The following is a 14704-nucleotide window of genomic DNA, read 5'->3' on the forward strand; positions in this document are numbered from 1 at the left end:
CATTACCTCATGGAATTGAAACCGCTGTTGTTCGCAGCGCTGATGTGGCTTCCCGTTACCCACGCATCCGCAGACACCTCGCCACTGGACGGTCATTACTACCTGTCTGGTGCCATGGAAATGGCCGCCGAGTTGCTGTTGCGTAAGGACGGCACTTTTTCTGCTGGTATCGCCTACGGATCGGCTGGCGGTGTCGCCAAGGGAAACTGGTATGTCGAGGAAAACACTCTCATGCTGGAGCAAGAGCCTGCTGCCCAGCCAGCAAAGAAGCTTTCCTACAATCTTTCACGCGAGAGAACTCTGGTCGAACTCAAGGAATATGCCGACAGAGAAAAAAATGAGTTGGCTAAAGAGAGCTACGTTTTAGAGCTACGGTACGATCACCAGCCTCCGCCGCCGCCCCTGAAGCCCGTGATGGTCAGTCTTGAGTTCAATTCAGGCCCACCGGGTCAATTGCTCTTGAACTCGAATCAACAAACAGACCTCTGGTTTCCTTACGATCACCAGAGAACGCTGAAAAAAATTGGCTTTGGCACAGATCCTAATCGTGGAGCTTATCAATGGTTCGATGTCGCGGGGGACAGCCGAGCCTTCAACATTGGCTGGAAGAAACGAAAAAACCAGCCCTTAACGTTCGAACAACCAATCGGATTTGATCTGGCGACCACCAGCCAATATCTGACTCCAGAAGAGCGAGAACGAGTTGACCATAACTATTGGTTGACGTTTTATCACTTCGATCCGGTCTCACCACCTGCGATCCATCCAGTGGAAGTTCATTGGCAATTCGAAGACGGTTCGACGTTGAAGGAGGTTTGGACAGACTCGCAGCAAAACACGCTGACAGTGCCGTTTTCCCCAAACAACGCATTGGCGAAAATCGGCTTACATACACAAAATTCTCCTGATGAAATCGAGTGGTTCACCGTCATGCCGAAAACTAGATGGGCGACGCTGGACTGGCAAGCCTATCCTGACCCTGCCAACGGCGATCTTTCTGTGTTGTTCAAAGATCTGCAATTGGCCGTTGAGCCAAATTGCCTGGCAGTGGATTTTGGCAACGGCAAAGCCTGCTTCCGCCGCCAATAACCTGGCTTGCAGCCACAAAAAATGGGCACCCGACCGCAATCGGTGTGCCCATTTTTTATTACGGTGTTCCCCCGCTATTCAGGGGATCCGCCGCAATTATGGATTAACGCTGTCTTTCAACGACTTGCCTGGCTTGAACGCAACGGTGTTGCTGGCCTTGATTTTCACCGGTTCGCCGGTTTGCGGGTTTTTGCCGGTGCGGGCGCCGCGGTGGCGTTGCAGGAAGGTGCCGAAGCCGACCAGCGTCACGCTGTCCTTGCGGTGCAGAGCGCCGGTGATTTCTTCGAGAACGGCGTTGAGTACGCGGTTGGCCTGTTCTTTGGTCAGATCTGCTTTTTCAGCGATTGCAGCGGCGAGTTCTGGTTTACGCATTAGTGAAGCCCCTTTGACGGTTTTTTGTTGTTATGTCCGTGCTGTTCTCGTTGGAACAGCGCCCAAGGCGCCGCAGGCTCTACTCTGCGGCAGACGGGAGTGAGAATGGCACGCGGATACCGGCGGCGCCAGTCTCCCCGCGACCTTTGTAGGGGCAAAAGCGGGGTGATTCCGACAGAACGACCGGTATTTACGCCAGCAAGGCCGGAAGCTGTTTGTTCAGGGCGAGTTTTTCCATCACCGCGGCGCCGGTCAGCACGTAGCCAAGCAACTGACCGTCGGCGCTGTGGCACAGCGCCTTGATGTCGGTGCCCTGCCCTTCGATTGTCCAAACACCTTCGCTACCGCGTGGCGGTGGCGAAACCACCAAGGGACAAACCGGGGTTTTCACAGTAATCGGCATCGGGCCGTAGCTTACCGCCGCAGGGTTTCCAGCCAGGGTTTGTGCCAGCGCTCGCGCACAGCTCATGAGGGGCATCACGTACAACAGATTCAGCCCGTCGACTTCCGCGCAGTCACCCAGGGCGTAGATATTGGCGTGAGAAGTCTTCAGGTGACGATCGACGACGACACCACGGTTGACCTGTACGCCGGCGGCTGCCGCCAGATCGATGCGTGGACGCAGGCCGATCGCCGACACCACCACGTCGCACGGGATGACTTGACCGTCGGACAGATGCGCTTCCAGACCGTCAGCGACTTTTTGCAGGTGGGTCAGCACCGGGCCAAGATGGAATTTCGCACCAATGCTTTCCAACCCTGCCTGCAACGCTGCCGCAGCCGCTGGGTGCAGCAGAGTCGGCATGACTTGTTCGCACGGTGCAACCAGTTGCACGTCGTAGCCACCGAGGATCAGGTCGTTGGCGAATTCACAGCCGATCAGGCCGGCGCCCAGCAGCAGCACCCGGCGCTTGCCCGCCGCAGCGGCACGGAAACGCGCATAGTCTTCGAGGTCATTGATCGGGAACACCAGATCGCTGCCATCGCCTTCAATCGGCACGCGCACGGTTTCTGCGCCCCAGGCGAGGATCAGATCACGGTAATAAACCGCTTCTTCGCCGATCCATAGGCGTTTATGGCCAGCGTCGATGCCGCTGATGCGCGTATGAGTGCGCACCTCGGCCTTCAACTGCTCGGCCATGGCGCCCGGCTCGGCCATGCTCAGACCATCGGCGTCCTTGTTCTTGCCGAAACCGGTAGAGAGCATCGGTTTGGAGTAAGAGCGGCCGTCATCGGCAGTGATCAGCAGCAGCGGGGTTTCGCTATCAAGCTTGCGAAACTCGCGGGCCAGGTTGTAGCCCGCAAGCCCGGTGCCAATGATTACGACAGGCGCGCTCATGCCTTACTCCCTTGTTTTGCTTAGTTGATTTCGATCATTTCAAAGTCCATCTTGCCGACGCCGCAGTCCGGGCACAGCCAGTCTTCCGGCACGTCCTGCCACAGGGTGCCCGGCGCAATGCCGTCATCCGGCCAGCCGTCGGCTTCGTTGTAGATCAGGCCGCAGACCACACATTGCCACTTTTTCATTCAGGTACTTCCTCAGGGTTCAGGCTTATTGCCGGCGCGGATAGTCGATGGGTGTTGCGCTGCCATCCGGCTCAGGGCGTTTTGTACTGATGGAGCCGGGCAGATGCAAGCCTGTTCGGCGCAATGGCACCCCGGATCAATCAATGTCGCTGCCCGCCATGGTAAGCTCGGCGCCTCATTTGCGGCCAATAATGACTCATTGTGCAACAGACAAATTCCGGCCCGGCCCCGCTCTGGCTGACTCAAAACCGACTGACGCCTCTCCCCGATTCGCTGACGCTGGACTGGTTGTTCGACGAAGGCTCCCTGACCCGCCGACTCACGCGTTTGTCCAACGATGGCTTCAGCGTCACGCCATTGTTCGAGGGCTGGGACACCCTGCGCGCCGACGAATGCGCTGCGCTGGATCTGGCCGAAGGCAGCGAGGGCTGGGTGCGCGAAGTGTATTTGCGCGGCCACGGCGAAGCCTGGGTCTTCGCCCGTAGCGTGGCCTCGCGCGCCGCTCTGCAGGGCGACGGTTTGCACATGGACGAACTGGGCAGTCGCTCGCTGGGCGAACTGCTGTTTTGTGATCAGGCGTTCCAGCGCCGCGCCCTCGAAGTTTGCCACTACCCTGAAGAATGGTTGCCGCAGGCCGCCAAAGCGCCCGGTTTATGGGGACGTCGCTCCCGGTTCGACCGTGGCGCGCTGAGCGTACTGGTGGCGGAAATCTTTCTGCCGAGCCTGTGGAGCGCCGCCGGCGCCCATCCGGAGAACTGCTGATGTATCAAAGCCTGCTCAAGTCCCTGAACCGCTTGAACCCGCGCGCGTGGGATTTCATTCAGTTGACGCGCATGGACAAGCCGATCGGCATCTATCTGCTGCTGTGGCCGACGCTGTGGGCGTTGTGGATTGCCGGCAAAGGCTCGCCGTCGTTGGCCAACGTGGTGATTTTCGTCCTCGGCGTGGTGCTGACCCGCGCCGGTGGCTGCGTGATCAATGACTGGGCGGATCGCAAGGTCGACGGCCACGTCAAACGCACCGCACAACGGCCTTTAGCTGCGGGCAGAATCAGTTCGAAAGAAGCCTTGGTGTTCTTCGCGCTGTTGATGGGTGTGAGTTTTCTGCTGGTGCTGTGCACCAACGCACCGACCATCTGGCTGTCGCTGGGCGGTCTGGCGCTGGCGTTCACTTATCCGTTCATGAAGCGCTACACCTATTACCCGCAAGTGGTGCTGGGCGCGGCGTTCTCCTGGGGCATGCCAATGGCGTTCACCGCCGAAACCGGCGAGCTGCCGGCGGCGGCGTGGCTGCTGTGGATCGCCAACCTGCTGTGGACGGTGGGTTACGACACCTATTACGCGATGACTGATCGCGATGACGATTTGAAGATCGGCGTGAAATCGACGGCGATTCTGTTTGGCGAAGCGGATCGGGTGATCATCCTGAGTTTGCAGGCGCTGTCGCTGGGCTGTCTGTTGCTGGCGGGGTCGAAGTTCGAGTTGGGCGTCTGGTTCCATCTCGGCTTGCTGGTGGCTGCCGGGTGTTATGCGTGGGAGTTCTGGTACACCCGTGATCGCGACCGGATGCGCTGCTTCAAGGCGTTCTTGCACAACCATTGGGCCGGGTTGGCGATATTCGTCGGGATCGTGCTGGATTACGCGTTGCGCTAAGCGCAAATCAAAGTAGGAGTGAGCCTGCTCGCGATAGCGGTGTGTCAGAAACGAAAATGCTGACTGACACACCGCTATCGCGAGCAGGCTCACTCCTACAGGGGGACCGCGTTTATTTGGCTTTGGCGACTTTCCACGCGCCGTCCATTTTGCCGTCACCGGTCATGTCACCGGCTTTCTTGTCCATCACGAAGGTGTACAGCGGCATGCCTTGGTAAGCCCATTGCATTGAGCCGTCGTCACGCTTGATCACCGTCCAGTCGCCCATCGACTTATCGCCGGCCTCAGCCTTCAACGGCGGCCAATTCGCAGCGCATTTGTCGTTACAAGCGGATTTTCCGGCGGAGTCCTTGGCGAAGGTATACAGGGTCATGCCCTTGTGATCGGTGTACATGCCGTCCTTCTCCATCGCGGGATCCGCGGCCAGTGCAAATCCAGGCAGAGTAAGCGCAGCAGCCATCAACAAGGCTTTGAAAGAAACAGTCATTTGAGTCATGGAAACCTTCTTTTGTGGTTGTCAGGATTCGGACTAAGAGCTTAGTTCAGGATTCGTCCAATCGCCGCCGGACTAAAATACTGTCACACGACTGCAATAATTCCGTTATCTAATGCGGCGCAAGACAGTTAAATGACAAGAGGATTAAGGCATGGTTGGCAGGAGCATTCTGATCGTCGACGACGAAGCGCCCATTCGCGAAATGATCGCCGTTGCGTTGGAAATGGCCGGCTATGACTGCCTCGAGGCAGAGAACTCGCAGCAGGCACACGCCATCATCGTCGACCGCAAGCCGGACCTGATCCTGCTCGACTGGATGCTGCCCGGCACCTCCGGCATCGAACTGGCCCGCCGCTTGAAACGCGATGAGCTGACCGGGGACATCCCGATCATCATGCTCACCGCCAAGGGCGAAGAGGACAACAAGATCCAGGGTCTGGAAGTCGGCGCCGACGACTACATCACCAAACCGTTTTCCCCGCGTGAACTGGTTGCCCGTCTCAAAGCGGTGCTGCGCCGCGCCGGTCCGACCGACGGCGAAGCGCCGATCGAAGTCGGCGGCCTGCTGCTCGACCCGATCAGCCACCGCGTGACCATCGACGGCAAACCCGCCGAGATGGGCCCGACCGAATACCGTCTGCTGCAATTCTTCATGACCCACCAGGAACGCGCCTACACCCGTGGCCAGTTGCTCGATCAGGTCTGGGGCGGCAACGTCTACGTTGAAGAGCGCACCGTCGACGTGCACATCCGCCGCCTGCGCAAGGCCCTCGGCGACGCCTACGAAAATCTGGTACAAACCGTGCGCGGTACCGGCTACCGGTTTTCCACCAAGGCATAAAAAAGCAGCTGCAAGCTTCTAGCTATAAGCGGCAAGTAAAAGCCGATCCGCTTTAGCTTGAAGCTTGCGGCTTGAAACTCGAAGCTGCGTAAGGACGCTCCGTGAATCAAAACTGGCATGGCACCCTGATTCGCCACATGCTGTTGCTGGTCACCGCTTGCCTGGTGATCGGCCTGATCACCGGCTATTACGGCTGGAGCCTCGCGGCGGGACTGGGGATTTATCTGGGCTGGACGCTCAAGCAATTGCTGCGGCTGCACGAGTGGCTGCGTCAGCACCAACCCGATGAAGCACCGCCCGACGGCTATGGCCTGTGGGGCGAAGTGTTCGACAGCATCTACCACCTGCAACGCCGCGACCAACGCGTGCGCGGGCGCCTGCAGGCGGTGATCGACCGGGTGCAGGAGTCCACCGCAGCGCTGAAAGACGCGGTGATCATGCTCGACAGCGACGGCAACCTGGAATGGTGGAACCGCGCTGCTGAAACCCTGCTCGGCCTCAAGACCCCGCAAGACAGTGGTCAACCGGTAACCAACCTGGTGCGGCATCCGCGCTTCAAGGAATATTTCGAGCAGGACAGCTACGCCGAACCGCTGGAAATCCCCTCGCCGACCAATGATCGCGTACGCATTCAGCTGTACCTGACCCGCTACGGCAACAACGAGCACTTGATGCTGGTGCGCGACGTTACGCGCATCCATCAGCTGGAGCAGATGCGCAAAGACTTCATCGCCAACGTCTCCCACGAATTGCGCACACCGCTAACGGTGATCTGCGGCTATCTGGAAACCCTGCTCGACAACGTCGAGGAAGTGAATCCGCGCTGGAGCCGCGCCCTGCAGCAAATGCAACAACAGGGCGGGCGCATGCAGACGCTGCTCAACGATTTGTTGTTGCTGGCGAAACTGGAAGCCACCGATTACCCGTCGGACAACCAACCCGTGCAGGTCGACACCTTGCTGCAATCGATCAAAAGCGATGCGCAGCAATTGTCCGGCTCGAAGAATCAACGCATCACCCTCGAAGCCGACGCCGGCCTCCTGCTCAAGGGTAGCGAGGCGGAATTGCGCAGCGCGTTTTCCAATCTGGTGTTCAACGCCGTGAAGTACACCCCGGCCGAGGGCAACATCCGCATTCGCTGGTGGGGCGACGATCAGGGCGCACACCTGAGCGTGCAGGATTCCGGGATCGGCATCGACAGCAAACATCTGCCGCGCCTGACCGAACGCTTCTACCGCGTCGACTCCAGCCGCAACTCCAACACCGGCGGCACCGGCCTTGGCCTGGCCATCGTCAAACACGTGTTACTGCGCCACCGCGCGCGCATGGAGATCAGCAGCGTGCCCGGTCATGGCAGCACCTTCACCTGCCATTTCGCCCCGGCGCAAGTGGCCAGCGCACGGGCGATCAGCACCGCTGAGTAATGTCGCACTAGGCAATCGCCAGGTCAGCCGCTACATTGGCTGACTTGTGCCTGCCTTTCAGGCGCGACTTTTCTCTCTTTTGAATCACACGGAACCCGCAAAACTCCATCATGGACCCTTCCCCTGGCTTGTCCCTCGCAACAATATTCGCCGATTTCGGCATGATTCTTTTTGCTCTGATCCTGGTTTTGCTCAACGGCTTCTTCGTTGCGGCGGAATTCGCCATGGTCAAACTGCGCTCGACCCGGGTCGAGGCCATCGCTGATCAGAACGGCTGGCGCGGACATATCCTGCGCACCGTGCACAGTCAGCTCGATGCGTACCTCTCGGCGTGTCAACTCGGTATTACTCTTGCCTCCCTCGGCCTCGGCTGGGTCGGTGAGCCGGCGTTTGCGCACATTCTCGAGCCGCTGCTGAGTGCGGTCGGCGTGCAGTCGCCAGAGATCATCAAGGGCGTATCGTTCTTCACTGCGTTCTTCATCATTTCCTACCTGCACATCGTGGTCGGCGAACTGGCCCCGAAATCCTGGGCGATCCGCAAACCCGAGCTGCTGTCGCTGTGGACGGCGGTGCCGCTGTATCTGTTCTACTGGGCGATGTACCCGGCGATCTACCTGCTCAATGCCAGCGCCAACGCGATTCTGCGCATCGCCGGCCAAGGCGAACCCGGCCCGCACCACGAACACCATTACAGCCGCGAAGAACTGAAACTGATCCTGCACTCCAGCCGTGGCCAGGATCCGAGCGATCAGGGCATGCGCGTATTGGCCTCGGCAGTCGAGATGGGCGAGCTGGAAGTGGTCGACTGGGCCAACTCCCGCGAAGACCTGATCACCCTCGAATTCAACGCGCCGCTGAAAGAAATCCTGGCGATGTTCCGTCGCCACAAGTTCAGCCGTTATCCGGTGTACGACAGCGAGCGCCAGGAGTTCGTCGGCCTGCTGCACATCAAGGATCTGCTGCTGGAACTGGCGGCACTGGACCACATTCCCGAGTCGTTCAACCTGGCCGAGCTGACCCGTCCGCTGGAGCGCGTGTCGCGGCATATGCCGCTGTCGCAGTTGCTGGAGCAGTTCCGCAAGGGCGGCTCGCACTTCGCCGTGGTCGAGGAGGCTGACGGCAACATCATCGGCTACCTGACCATGGAAGACGTGCTGGAGGTGCTGGTCGGCGACATTCAGGACGAACACCGCAAGGCTGAGCGCGGGATCCTCGCCTATCAGCCGGGCAAGCTTTTGGTTCGCGGTGATACGCCGCTGTTCAAGGTGGAACGCCTGCTGGGCATCGACCTTGACCACATTGAAGCGGAAACCCTTGCCGGACTGATCTACGAAACCCTGAAACGGGTGCCGGAAGAGGAAGAAGTGCTGGAAGTCGAAGGTCTGCGCATCATCATCAAGAAGATGAAAGGGCCGAAGATTGTGCTGGCGAAGGTGTTGATGCTGGATTGAGTGCAATGCGGGTGACCGCATTGCCTGTTAAAAGATCGCAGCCTTCGGCAGCTCCTACAGGGGATCGCATTCCAATGTAGGAGCTGCCGAAGGCTGCGATCTTTTGCTGTTTACTGCTTGCCCAGCGCAAAGTTGGGCAAGGCCCCCAGCGGCTGGTTGAACTGATACGGAATCGACACCAGCCCCTCGCCAGTATTGCGCTGCACGACAAAGTGCAGGTGCGGGCCGCTGCTGTTGCCGGTATTACCGGACAGCGCCAACGGACTGCCCACCGCTACCCGTTGCCCTTCGCGCACGCTCACCGAGCCTTGCTTGAGGTGCAGGTACACGCCCATGGTGCCGTCGTCGTGCAGCACCCGCACGAAATTGCCGGAGGCATCATTGCCGCGCCCGCTCTGCGCGTTTTCGGTTTTCACCACCACCCCCGCCCGCGCGGCAATGATCGGCGTGCCCACCGGCATGGCGATGTCCATCGCATACTTGTTCTTCGGCCCATAGTGGCTGTACTGGCCGTTGGCGCCCTGACTCAGACGAAACGGTCCGCCACGCCATGGCAGTGGGTAGCGATAGCCCTGCGCGGTGCCTGTGGGGTCGCCGAGGGAATAATGGAACTGCGGCGTATACACCAACGGTTTGCCACCGCTAATCGCCGTCAGCAGGGCCAGACGCGTATTGCTGCGCGCGGGAAGCACCCGGCGGATGGTTTGTGCCGGCGCGCCGCGGACGTTACTCATCCCGGTAAACGCCAGCGCCACCTCGACCGGTGCATACAGATCGTTGCGCACGAACACCACGTCAGTGCCCTTCTGTTTTTTGATGTCGAGATAGACCTGCCGCTCGAGGCGCTCGACCATGCGGTCCTGAAAAACGAACACCTGCGAGCCTTTGCTCGGCCGGTCACTGTACGAGACCACGCCGTTGGCATCGGTGGATTTGTAAATGGTCATGGCCACAGCCGAGGTGGAGGCCATGAAAAGACCACAGAAAAACAGCAGGCGCGCGAGCATGGGCGAGAGTCTGTCGAAAGGAAGGCCTGGAAATGAGCCTAGCAGGTGAAGCAGACCAGGCTAGTCGACAGATGTTTCAATTTGCCCAGCGCACAAAGCAAAAGATCGCAGCCTTCGGCAGCTCCTACAGGGAAAATGCATTCCAATGTAGGAGCTGCCGAAGGCTGCGATCTTTTCACAGACGCCGATTACGCGCCCGGAACGAAGTGCTTCTGCGCGGTGCCGCGAGCGATCAGGCGGGAGATGTAGTCGAGCTTCTGCGCGTCCTGATCGACGAAACGGAAGGTCAGTTGCAGCCAGTCGCTGTCCGGTTTCGGCTCAAACGCGACGACGGCGTGCAGGTAGCCATTGAGGCGGGCAATCTCGGCGTTGTCGCCCTGCTCCAGATCGAGCACAGCGCTATCGAGGATCTGCGGCAGGGTCTCGGTGCGTTTCACCACCAGCAACGCTTCCTTGATGCTCAGCGCTTTGATCACGCATTGCTGAGTACCGCTTGGCAGACGCAACTGACCTTGACCACGGCCACTGGCCGGCGCCGACGCGGCGACTGGCGCCTTGACCGGTGGGCTATTGAGCAGACCACGCGATGGCGCAGCGGCGGGCGCAGGAGCGGCAGCGACAGGCTTGGCAAACGGGTTGACCGCTGCGGCCGCTGGCGCACCACCGACCACGGCAGGCTTGCCGCCAGTCAATGCGCTCAGCGAATCGTTGCCGAACGCCGAGTTCATTTTGGTCGGCGCACTGTTCATCAGGGTGTCGAGCTTGCCGACCTTGTTCAGCGCCTGTTTGACCTTGGTCAGCAGTTGCTCGTTGGTGAACGGCTTGCTGACGTAGCCGGAAACGCCGGCCTGAATCGCCTGCACGACGTTTTCCTTGTCGCCACGGCTGGTCACCATGACGAATGGCATGGTCTTGAGGTTGTCTTGCTCGCGGCACCAGGTCAGCAGTTCGAGACCGGACATTTCCGGCATTTCCCAGTCGCACAGGACCAGGTCGAAGGCTTCCCTGGCCAGCATGGCCTGGGCCTTTTTACCGTTGACGGCGTCCTCGGTGCGGATCCCCGGGAAGTAATTACGCAGGCACTTTTTCACCAGGTCACGAATGAACGAAGCATCGTCCACGACCAACACACTGATCTTGCTCATCCAACACCCCTATTAAAATCCCGGCAAGCATAACGCTGGCTGATGGCACATTGCCACAACTCTTCAGTCACGCCGGGACTTTTCGTTCGCGGGTGCTGCTTTTTAATTCGAATCTGCCCATGAAAAGCACAAACAAAAACGCCCGGCCAAAGGGCCGGGCGCTTTTCTCAGGCAATCTTACTTATCGTCAGCATTGCCCGGAACATTAGCGGTTTCGCCGCTTGTGCCTTCAACTTCTTCCTTCATGCGCTTGAGGCCCATGTGGCGCACGTCGGTGCCGCGCACCAGGTAAATGACCAATTCGGAGATATTGCGCGCGTGGTCGCCGATACGCTCCAGCGAACGCAGCACCCAGATGATGCTCAAGACCCGCGAGATAGAGCGCGGGTCTTCCATCATGTAGGTCGCCAGCTCGCGCAGGGCGGTCTTGTATTCGCGGTCGATGATCTTGTCGTATTGCGCCACCGACAACGCCAGATCGGCGTCGAAACGGGCAAACGCGTCCAGTGCATCGCGAACCATGTTGCGCACCTGGTCGCCAATGTGGCGAACCTCGACGTAACCGCGCGGCGCTTCGCCCTCTTCGCACAGCTGAATCGCACGACGAGCGATTTTGGTCGCCTCGTCACCGATGCGCTCAAGGTCGATCACCGACTTGGAAATGCTGATGATCAAACGCAGGTCGGACGCCGCAGGCTGACGACGGGCCAGAATGCGCAGGCATTCTTCGTCGATGTTGCGTTCCATCTGGTTGATCTGGTCATCGATCTCGCGCACCTGCTGAGCCAGGCCGGAGTCAGCTTCGATCAGCGCGGTCACCGCGTCGTTGACCTGCTTCTCGACCAGCCCGCCCATGGCCAGGAGGTGGCTGCGCACTTCCTCAAGCTCAGCGTTGAACTGCGCGGAGATGTGATGGGTAAGGCCTTCTTTACTAATCATGTTGGCGTCCTTGGAGCGTCCGGTAAGGTGCGGTGGGCCGCAGCGTCAATTCTGTGAATAACCCGCAACTGTCAGCCATAACGACCGGTGATGTAGTCTTCGGTCTGCTTCTTCGCCGGATTGGTGAACAGGGTATCGGTGTCGCCGAATTCCACCAGTTTGCCCATGTACATGAACGCCGTGTAGTCGGACACCCGCGCGGCCTGTTGCATGTTGTGGGTCACGATGACAATGGTGAACTTGGACTTCAGCTCGTAGATCAGCTCTTCGACTTTCAGCGTCGAGATCGGGTCGAGGGCCGAGCACGGCTCATCGAGCAGCAGCACTTCCGGCTCAACCGCGATGGTGCGGGCGATGACCAGACGCTGTTGCTGACCACCGGACAGGCCGAGAGCCGACTCATGCAGGCGATCTTTGACTTCGTCCCACAGCGCCGCACCTTTCAACGCCCACTCGACCGCTTCGTCGAGGATGCGCTTCTTGTTGATGCCTTGGATGCGCAGACCGTAGACGACGTTTTCGTAGATGGTTTTCGGGAACGGGTTGGGCTTCTGAAACACCATGCCGACGCGACGACGCAGCTCAGCCACGTCTTCGCCCTTGCGATAGATGTTGTTGCCGTACAGGTTGATCGCGCCTTCGACGCGGCAGCCGTCAACCAGGTCGTTCATGCGGTTGAAGGTGCGCAGCAAGGTCGACTTGCCGCAGCCGGACGGACCGATGAAGGCGGTTACGCGCTGTTTCGGGATGTTCATGCTGACGTCGAACAGCGCTTGTTTCTCGCCGTAGTACAGGCTCAGGCCGGGTACTTCGATGGCCACGGTTTCCTGTTCGAGGTTCAGGCTCTGCTTGTCGCGGCCCAGGGCAGACATGTTGATGCCGTGGGTATGTGTTTCGTGCTGCATGGGAGGCTCCCTGTGCTAACAAATTCGGTTTGTTGAACCGCTGGCCTAGCCAGCGCGTAACGCAAATTCAGTGTTTGTCGCGGCCCTTGTGGGAGCTGGCTTGCCAGCGATGGCATCACCGCGGTGTAACTGAAACACCGCGTCGCCTGCATCGCTGGCAAGCCAGCTCCCACAGGGTTTGTGTTAACTGTCCAAAGCTTTGTATTTTTCACGCAGGTGGTTACGGATATACACCGCCGAAAGGTTCAACGTGGCGATCACCAACACCAGCAACAGCGCGGTGGCGTACACCAGCGGACGCGCCGCTTCGACGTTCGGGCTCTGGAAGCCGACGTCATAGATGTGGAAGCCCAGGTGCATGATCTTCTGGTCCAGGTGCAGGTACGGGTAGTTGCCGTCCACCGGCAGCGACGGCGCCAGTTTCACCACACCCACCAGCATCAGCGGCGCCACTTCACCGGCGGCGCGAGCCACGGCGAGGATCATGCCGGTCATCATTGCCGGGCTGGCCATCGGGATGACGATCTTCCACAAGGTTTCAGCCTTGGTCGCGCCGAGGGCCAACGAGCCTTCACGTACGGTACGCGGGATACGCGCCAGACCTTCCTCGGTCGCCACAATCACCACCGGCACCGCCAGCAGCGCCAGGGTCAACGAGGCCCAAAGCAGACCCGGGGTACCGAAGGTCGGCGCTGGCAGTGCTTCCGGGAAGAACAAGCGGTCGACTGAACCACCGAGTACGTAAACGAAGAAGCCCAGACCGAACACGCCGTAAACGATCGCCGGTACGCCGGCGAGGTTGTTCACCGCGATACGGATGATCCGCGTCAGGGTGTTCTGCTTGGCGTATTCGCGCAGGTACACCGCCGCCAGCACGCCGAACGGGGTGACGATCATCGCCATGATCAACGTCATCATCACGGTGCCGAAGATCGCCGGGAAAATACCGCCTTCGGTGTTCGCTTCACGCGGGTCGTCCGAAAGGAATTCCCAGATCTTGCTGAAGTAGAAACCGACTTTGGTAAAGGTGCTCATCGCGTTTGGCTGGTAGGCGTGAACCACTTTGCCCAGACCGATTTCAATCTCTTTGCCGTTGGCATCGCGAGCGGTCAAGGCATCGCGGTTGAACTGCGCATGCAGATCGGCCAGACGTGCTTCGATGTCCTGATAACGCGCATTCAGTTCGGCGCGCTCGGATTCCATGTCCGCTTGCGCGGTGGCGTCGAGCTTGCCTTCCAGTTCCAGTTTGCGACCGTGCAGACGGATGCGTTCCAGCCCTGCGTTGATCGCACCGATGTCGGTTTTTTCCAGCGACTTCAGTTGTGCCGCCAGACCGTTCACCCGGTTGATCCGCGCCTGCAGCTCAGGCCATGCAGCTTCGCCCTCGGCGATGACCTTGCCGTCCTGTTTGACGTTGACCAGGTAGCCGTAGAAGTTGCCCCACTCGCGACGCTCGATCGCCATCAACTCGGGCGGCGTGGTCTGGTTGGTCAGCCACTCGCCGACAATCCAGGTGAAGTCGTTGCCGTTCAGGTCACGGTTGCCGACCTTGATCAGCTCGCGGGTCATGAATTCCGGGCCTTCATCCGGCACCGGCAAACCGGCGCTCTTCAGACGGGCACGGGGCACTTCTTCTTTCTGTACCACTTCACCGATGACCAGGTGATTGGCCTGGCCCGGTACGTCGTAATTGGCATGGACCAGGTCCGCCGGCCAGAAGTGACCCAGACCGCGCACGGCAATCACGGCCAACAGGCCAATGGTCATGATGACCGCGATGGACACCGCGCCACCGCTGATCCAGACGCCCGGGGCGCCGCTCTTGAACCATCCTTTCAGGGAGTTCTGTTTCACAG

Annotated in this window: 15 protein-coding genes; 6 read left to right on the forward strand and 9 right to left on the reverse strand. The window is 59.6% G+C overall.

Annotated features, from left to right (window positions below):
• The first annotated feature begins 9 nt into the window (after positions 1-9).
• Positions 10-1089, forward strand: coding sequence for a hypothetical protein (locus AK821_RS30910; RefSeq protein WP_177330944.1), 1080 nt, complete (start codon positions 10-12; stop codon positions 1087-1089).
• A gap of 96 nt (positions 1090-1185) precedes the next feature.
• On the opposite strand, the gene AK821_RS10550 is transcribed toward AK821_RS30910, so the two are convergent.
• The 3 genes from AK821_RS10550 to AK821_RS10560 all read right to left on the reverse strand — a co-directional run bounded on the left by AK821_RS10550 (position 1186) and on the right by AK821_RS10560 (position 2988).
• The gene (locus tag AK821_RS10550) at positions 1186-1461 is read right to left on the reverse strand and encodes an HU family DNA-binding protein (RefSeq protein WP_003213368.1); all 276 of its coding nucleotides are present in this window, start codon (positions 1459-1461) and stop codon (positions 1186-1188) included.
• A gap of 190 nt (positions 1462-1651) precedes the next feature.
• Positions 1652-2800, reverse strand: a complete 1149-nt coding sequence (locus tag AK821_RS10555) for an NAD(P)/FAD-dependent oxidoreductase (RefSeq protein ID WP_064389599.1) — start codon at positions 2798-2800, stop codon at positions 1652-1654.
• 20 nt (positions 2801-2820) lie between these two features.
• Complete coding sequence (locus tag AK821_RS10560; protein ID WP_007954349.1) at positions 2821-2988, reverse strand: rubredoxin; 168 nt, start codon at positions 2986-2988, stop codon at positions 2821-2823.
• Positions 2989-3189: 201 nt separating this feature from the next.
• Between AK821_RS10560 and AK821_RS10565 the strand changes: the two genes are divergently transcribed.
• Together AK821_RS10565 and ubiA are read left to right on the forward strand one after the other, a co-directional pair.
• Positions 3190-3750 carry a chorismate--pyruvate lyase family protein gene (locus tag AK821_RS10565; protein WP_064389600.1) on the forward strand — a complete coding sequence of 187 codons (561 nt, stop codon included), beginning with the start codon at positions 3190-3192 and terminating at the stop codon, positions 3748-3750.
• Complete coding sequence (gene ubiA / locus AK821_RS10570; RefSeq protein WP_008078760.1) at positions 3750-4640, forward strand: 4-hydroxybenzoate octaprenyltransferase; 891 nt, start codon at positions 3750-3752, stop codon at positions 4638-4640. Before AK821_RS10565 ends, ubiA begins: the two co-directional genes overlap by 1 nt.
• Before the next feature lie 112 nt (positions 4641-4752).
• Here the strand turns inward: ubiA and AK821_RS10575 are convergent, their stop codons facing one another.
• Positions 4753-5136: a COG4315 family predicted lipoprotein gene (locus AK821_RS10575; RefSeq protein ID WP_064389601.1), complete on the reverse strand. Its 384-nt coding sequence runs from the start codon at positions 5134-5136 to the stop codon at positions 4753-4755.
• Between the two features lie 151 nt (positions 5137-5287).
• On the opposite strand from AK821_RS10575, the gene phoB reads away from it, so the two are divergent.
• The 3 genes from phoB to AK821_RS10590 all read left to right on the forward strand — a co-directional run bounded on the left by phoB (position 5288) and on the right by AK821_RS10590 (position 8852).
• Positions 5288-5977, forward strand: coding sequence for a phosphate regulon transcriptional regulator PhoB (gene phoB, locus AK821_RS10580; protein ID WP_007896474.1), 690 nt, complete (start codon positions 5288-5290; stop codon positions 5975-5977).
• A gap of 137 nt (positions 5978-6114) precedes the next feature.
• Positions 6115-7401 carry a phosphate regulon sensor histidine kinase PhoR gene (phoR, locus tag AK821_RS10585; protein WP_236427349.1) on the forward strand — a complete coding sequence of 429 codons (1287 nt, stop codon included), beginning with the start codon at positions 6115-6117 and terminating at the stop codon, positions 7399-7401.
• Positions 7402-7511: 110 nt separating this feature from the next.
• The gene (locus AK821_RS10590; protein ID WP_064389603.1) at positions 7512-8852 is read left to right on the forward strand and encodes a hemolysin family protein; all 1341 of its coding nucleotides are present in this window, start codon (positions 7512-7514) and stop codon (positions 8850-8852) included.
• 110 nt (positions 8853-8962) lie between these two features.
• Here AK821_RS10590 and AK821_RS10595 read toward each other — a convergent pair whose 3' ends face one another.
• The 5 genes from AK821_RS10595 to pstA form a co-directional block, all read right to left on the reverse strand.
• Positions 8963-9859, reverse strand: coding sequence for a peptidoglycan DD-metalloendopeptidase family protein (locus AK821_RS10595; protein WP_064389604.1), 897 nt, complete (start codon positions 9857-9859; stop codon positions 8963-8965).
• 188 nt (positions 9860-10047) lie between these two features.
• Positions 10048-11004, reverse strand: coding sequence for a response regulator (locus AK821_RS10600; protein WP_064389605.1), 957 nt, complete (start codon positions 11002-11004; stop codon positions 10048-10050).
• 177 nt (positions 11005-11181) lie between these two features.
• Positions 11182-11943: a phosphate signaling complex protein PhoU gene (phoU, locus tag AK821_RS10605; protein ID WP_016985766.1), complete on the reverse strand. Its 762-nt coding sequence runs from the start codon at positions 11941-11943 to the stop codon at positions 11182-11184.
• A 71-nt stretch (positions 11944-12014) separates the two neighbouring features.
• Positions 12015-12848 carry a phosphate ABC transporter ATP-binding protein PstB gene (gene pstB, locus AK821_RS10610; RefSeq protein WP_042561817.1) on the reverse strand — a complete coding sequence of 278 codons (834 nt, stop codon included), beginning with the start codon at positions 12846-12848 and terminating at the stop codon, positions 12015-12017.
• A 183-nt stretch (positions 12849-13031) separates the two neighbouring features.
• Positions 13032-14702, reverse strand: coding sequence for a phosphate ABC transporter permease PstA (gene pstA, locus AK821_RS10615; RefSeq protein WP_038359375.1), 1671 nt, complete (start codon positions 14700-14702; stop codon positions 13032-13034).
• Positions 14703-14704 lie beyond the last annotated feature (2 nt).

Source organism: Pseudomonas sp. RIT-PI-r, from assembly GCF_001297015.1.
In the GTDB taxonomy this organism is placed as follows: domain Bacteria; phylum Pseudomonadota; class Gammaproteobacteria; order Pseudomonadales; family Pseudomonadaceae; genus Aquipseudomonas.

What these genes read in the sequence shown, in the direction of transcription:
- AK821_RS10595 (WP_064389604.1), bottom strand. Translation starts at nt 9,859, where the DNA reads ATGCTCGCGCGCCTGCTGTTTTTCTGTGGTCTTTTCATGGCCTCCACC.
- AK821_RS10575 (WP_064389601.1), bottom strand. Translation starts at nt 5,136, where the DNA reads ATGACTCAAATGACTGTTTCTTTCAAAGCCTTGTTGATGGCTGCTGCG.
- pstB (WP_042561817.1), bottom strand. Translation starts at nt 12,848, where the DNA reads ATGCAGCACGAAACACATACCCACGGCATCAACATGTCTGCCCTGGGC.
- ubiA (WP_008078760.1), top strand. Translation starts at nt 3,750, where the DNA reads ATGTATCAAAGCCTGCTCAAGTCCCTGAACCGCTTGAACCCGCGCGCG.
- AK821_RS10600 (WP_064389605.1), bottom strand. Translation starts at nt 11,004, where the DNA reads ATGAGCAAGATCAGTGTGTTGGTCGTGGACGATGCTTCGTTCATTCGT.
- phoB (WP_007896474.1), top strand. Translation starts at nt 5,288, where the DNA reads ATGGTTGGCAGGAGCATTCTGATCGTCGACGACGAAGCGCCCATTCGC.
- AK821_RS10590 (WP_064389603.1), top strand. Translation starts at nt 7,512, where the DNA reads ATGGACCCTTCCCCTGGCTTGTCCCTCGCAACAATATTCGCCGATTTC.
- AK821_RS10560 (WP_007954349.1), bottom strand. Translation starts at nt 2,988, where the DNA reads ATGAAAAAGTGGCAATGTGTGGTCTGCGGCCTGATCTACAACGAAGCC.
- AK821_RS10555 (WP_064389599.1), bottom strand. Translation starts at nt 2,800, where the DNA reads ATGAGCGCGCCTGTCGTAATCATTGGCACCGGGCTTGCGGGCTACAAC.
- phoR (WP_236427349.1), top strand. Translation starts at nt 6,115, where the DNA reads ATGCTGTTGCTGGTCACCGCTTGCCTGGTGATCGGCCTGATCACCGGC.
- AK821_RS30910 (WP_177330944.1), top strand. Translation starts at nt 10, where the DNA reads ATGGAATTGAAACCGCTGTTGTTCGCAGCGCTGATGTGGCTTCCCGTT.
- phoU (WP_016985766.1), bottom strand. Translation starts at nt 11,943, where the DNA reads ATGATTAGTAAAGAAGGCCTTACCCATCACATCTCCGCGCAGTTCAAC.
- AK821_RS10550 (WP_003213368.1), bottom strand. Translation starts at nt 1,461, where the DNA reads ATGCGTAAACCAGAACTCGCCGCTGCAATCGCTGAAAAAGCAGATCTG.